Source organism: bacterium (genome assembly GCA_024224155.1).
In the GTDB taxonomy this organism is placed as follows: domain Bacteria; phylum Acidobacteriota; class Thermoanaerobaculia; order Multivoradales; family JAHEKO01; genus CALZIK01.
This window is the reverse complement of the sequence record JAAENP010000097.1, coordinates 1-3,469: the sequence shown is the minus strand read 5'-3', so window position 1 is coordinate 3,469 and position 3,469 is coordinate 1. Positions and strand designations below refer to the sequence as shown.

At 64.4% G+C, this 3,469-nt stretch carries 5 protein-coding genes and 1 pseudogene; 5 read left to right on the top strand and 1 reads right to left on the bottom strand.

What is annotated here, in order from left to right; genetic code table 11:
• Together GY769_05780 and GY769_05775 are read left to right on the top strand one after the other, a co-directional pair.
• Positions 1 to 273, top strand: a 273-nt coding sequence (locus GY769_05780; GenBank protein ID MCP4201429.1) for a hypothetical protein, incomplete at its 5' end; no start/stop codon positions are given.
• Between the two features lie 69 nt (positions 274 to 342).
• Positions 343 to 1,128 (top strand): hypothetical protein, encoded by a 786-nt coding sequence (locus GY769_05775; protein ID MCP4201428.1) that lies wholly within the window; start codon positions 343 to 345, stop codon positions 1,126 to 1,128.
• Positions 1,129 to 1,237: 109 nt separating this feature from the next.
• Here GY769_05775 and GY769_05770 read toward each other — a convergent pair whose 3' ends face one another.
• On the bottom strand, positions 1,238 to 2,050 hold the full coding sequence (locus tag GY769_05770; protein ID MCP4201427.1) for a methyltransferase domain-containing protein: 813 nt from the start codon (positions 2,048 to 2,050) through the stop codon (positions 1,238 to 1,240).
• Positions 2,051 to 2,560: 510 nt separating this feature from the next.
• Between GY769_05770 and GY769_05765 the strand changes: the two genes are divergently transcribed.
• The 3 genes and pseudogenes from GY769_05765 to GY769_05755 all read left to right on the top strand — a co-directional run.
• Positions 2,561 to 2,851, top strand: a complete 291-nt coding sequence (locus GY769_05765; protein MCP4201426.1) for a hypothetical protein — start codon at positions 2,561 to 2,563, stop codon at positions 2,849 to 2,851.
• 146 nt (positions 2,852 to 2,997) lie between these two features.
• Positions 2,998 to 3,261, top strand: a pseudogene (locus GY769_05760) (DUF1016 domain-containing protein).
• A gap of 1 nt (position 3,262) precedes the next feature.
• Positions 3,263 to 3,469: DUF1016 domain-containing protein (locus GY769_05755; GenBank protein MCP4201425.1), on the top strand; the 207-nt coding region annotated here is incomplete at its 3' end.

Sequence of the window (3,469 nt, the reverse complement as noted above, 5' to 3'; positions counted from 1 at the left end):
CGCACCATGGTGCGCGACCCCGAAGAGGGCATGAAGTACCTGGTCAAGGACGACGAGGGCAAGCGCGTCGTCCAGGCGGAGCCCGACACCAGCCGGCTGTTCGTGGTCGGCGGCGTGTTCTGGGACGAGTCGGTCGACTTCCCGATCCCGCTCGCCGGCATCAACTACCTGGCGCTCGACTGGAAGGGCACCGGCAACCAGCTCAACGTCTTCTTCGCCGGGCCGCTCCTAACCGTCAACTACTGCGCGCCCCGGCTCTCCGGCAGCCGATGAGATGCCGGCTTCAACGTCTTCGGCTTCTTCATCTCGACCGGCGACGAGCTCTACCGCCAGGGTCGGGAGGTGCCTGAGGAGGAGATCGAGAGCCTCGGAAGCTCGGTCGCCGTCTTCCTCGGGCGGCCCCTGGGCAATTTCACCAAGCTCGACTTCACCTACCGCGTGGCCTACGACGGCTTCGACACCGCCAGCGGCACGGCGGAAGACTTCGTGCTGCCCACCGACACCCTGACCCACACCTTCCAGACCGAGCTGCAGTACAAGCGAGGCGGCTACCAATTCGAGCTGCAGGGCAGCACCTCGAGCCGCTCGGACTGGGAGTTCTGGGGTCTGCCCGACAACACCGAGTTCTCGCCCGCCCAGAAAGACTATCTGCGCTGGCAGGCCAGCTTCGCCAAGACCTGGTTCTTCAGCAAGTTCCGCACCTTCTCGATCGGCCTCGAGCACCTCGACGGCTCCGACCTCGACCGCTTCTCGCGCTACGACTTCGGCATCTTCGGCGACTCCTCGGTCGGCGGTTACCAGAGCGGTCTGGTACGCGCCGATCAGGCCGACGGCATCCACATCGAGACCGGGGTCAACGCCGGCAAGCTGTTCCGCGTCGAGATCGAAGCCGACGCGGTGTGGGCGACCAACGAAGAGACCGGGCTCGACAACGAGCTCCTGGCCGGCATCGGCGTTGGCGGATCGCTGGCCCTGCCCGGGAGCATCCTGACCAACTTCGAGATCGGCTACGCGCTCGACGGCCCCGGCGAAGGCGGCGTCGCGGCTCGCATCGTGTTCTTGAAACTGTTCCCCGAGAAGTGGAAGCTGTGGGGCAAGAAGAAGAACAAGAAGAAGAAGTCGGAGTGACGCAGCGAAGTCATCGGGCCTGAGACGATGACCAGGGTCTACTCGCCAGGAACGCAGCAGGCCAAGCCGACAGCGCGCGCTCACATCCGCCGATGGGCCGAATGTCCTCTCACTTCGCGGCTGCTACCACGGCGCTGATCCGCCCCTCGATGGGTCCGTCGCCGTACCGGTCGCGCAGGGCTTCGGTCGCGTCGACGGTGGCCCGTTCGAGGCCACCGGGATCACGCGCCTCGATCTCGTTGCGCAAAGGCGTTCCCTGGCAGTAGGCGATCGCGGGCAGCGCCGGATCGGCCGCCGGGCTGATTTCCTCTCGGTGGCTCAGGGCGCACTGCTTGTAGCCAGCTTGCCGCAGGTCGGCCTCGATCTCGTCGGGAGATCCGTGCCCGTGCGGGGTGCGAGCCAGGAACATCGGAGGATCGTCGGGGTAGAGTGTTCCCAGCGCGCGGGTGACCACATCGGCAAAGTCGTTCTTCTCGATTTCGTTCCAGATGTTGAACAGGAAGGTGCCGCCGGGTCGGAGCACTCGTCGAATCTCTCGATAGGCGGCGACTCGATCGGGAAAGAACATCACTCCGAACTGGCAGACGACGAGATCGAAAGAGCCGTCGACGAACGGCAGCGCCATCGCGTCTGCCTGGCGCCAAGTCACCTGCCGGGCGGTGCCAATGGTCTCGCCGTGGGTGACCATCGCATCGTTGAGGTCGGTGGCGGTGATCGCACAGCTCCCTGGCAGAGCCGCAGAGAGCGACCGCGTCACCACCCCGGTTCCACAGGCTACCTCGAGTATTGAAGCGGGTTCGAGCGCTTGCGCTCGGCTGGCGAGATCGTCGGCATAGGGTTCGAAGATCAGGGGCACGAGCATTGACTCGTAGAACTTCGCGACGTCGTCGGTGAACGAAGTGTCGGACTTTGGTTTGGTCATGGGCGGATCAAGGGGAAAGCCGGCTACTCGCAGTTGGTTTGGCGAAAAGGCCGCCGGTAAGTCTTCTGAACGCTTCCCGGCCGGAAGGATAGCATCGGGTTCTGTCGGCCCAGCTCCTCAGGCAGGCCGTCGGCACGCTCTATCAGAAATCGTGACACGGACGACTCCGCGGACTGATGTCCTCTCTTTCCCCCAATCACGACCGAGACGGACTTGCCTGTAATGGTCGATTCTTCACTCGGTGCTAGCTCAATTCGCCCGTGATCCGAAGGCATATACGCGGAGCGTATCCGAGCCTGGGGCGTGAAACTCGCCGTGCTACCATGGCCGCGCGATGTGGAACCTGACCTATGCCCTGGCCGAGGAGATCGGAGACCCCGACCTCTTCGTGGGCCGAGAGCAGGAGATGGCGCGCCTCATGAAGCAGTTGGACGACGCGACGATCGTGGCGGACTTCAAGCGCGAGCTGGCCGCCGCCAAGGGCCACATCGCCGTTCAGTTCGCCGTTTCGTGGCCGCCAAGAACGCTCTGGACGGCCAGCTCGAACGGAGAGCCGTTTTTTTCTTCTACAGTGAGAGCGGCCTCGGCGAAGAAGCCATCGCGGCGCTCGCAGAGGCCGGCGTCCTGGTCCTCGACTCGGCGAAGCTGGCCAGCTACGAAGCGTCTCTCGAGGCTCTGAGCTCGACCGACCCCGAGGAGAGGGGGCATCGTCTGCGCGGCGACCCCGAGTTCGAGGCCATCGTGGCGCCGGTCAGGGAGAAGATCGGGGAGCCCCCTCCCGAGGGACGCAAGCCGAGATAGTCAGTCGCTGGAGGACTGACTTGCCATGGCCCAGGAATCCAACCTCGACACCTGGATCGGCGCCTCCCGACGGCGACTCGGCTGGTCCCAGATGGAGCTGGGGGTCTCGCAGGGGGCAGGTGTCGCATTGGGAGAGGAATAAGTCGATGCCGGAGGAACGTGCAGGCTGGGGCGCCAAGGTGATCGACCGCCTGTCTGTCGACCTGCATGAAGCCTTCCCCGACATGAAGGGGTTCTCGCCGCGCAACCTGAAGTACATGCGGGCCTTCGCGGCGGCTTGGCCCGATCGGGCAATTGTGCAAGAGGCGCTTGCATAAACCAGCTGGTACCACAACGTCACTCTGATCGGGAAGCTGGACGCCGCGGCGGACCGGCTCTGGTACGCGCGGCAGGTAGCGGAGCACGGTTGACCTGCTCTTCTACCACCTCAAGCTGCGCCGCTACGTGGTCATCGAGCTCAAAGCGGTCCCCTTCGAACCGGCATTCGTCGGGCAGATCAACGTCTATCTCGCCGCGGTTGACGATCTCCTGCGCCACGCCGACGACAAGCCGACGATCGGCCTGTTGCTGTGCCGTTCCAAGGACAAGATTGTCGTCGAGTATGCGCTACGTGACCTG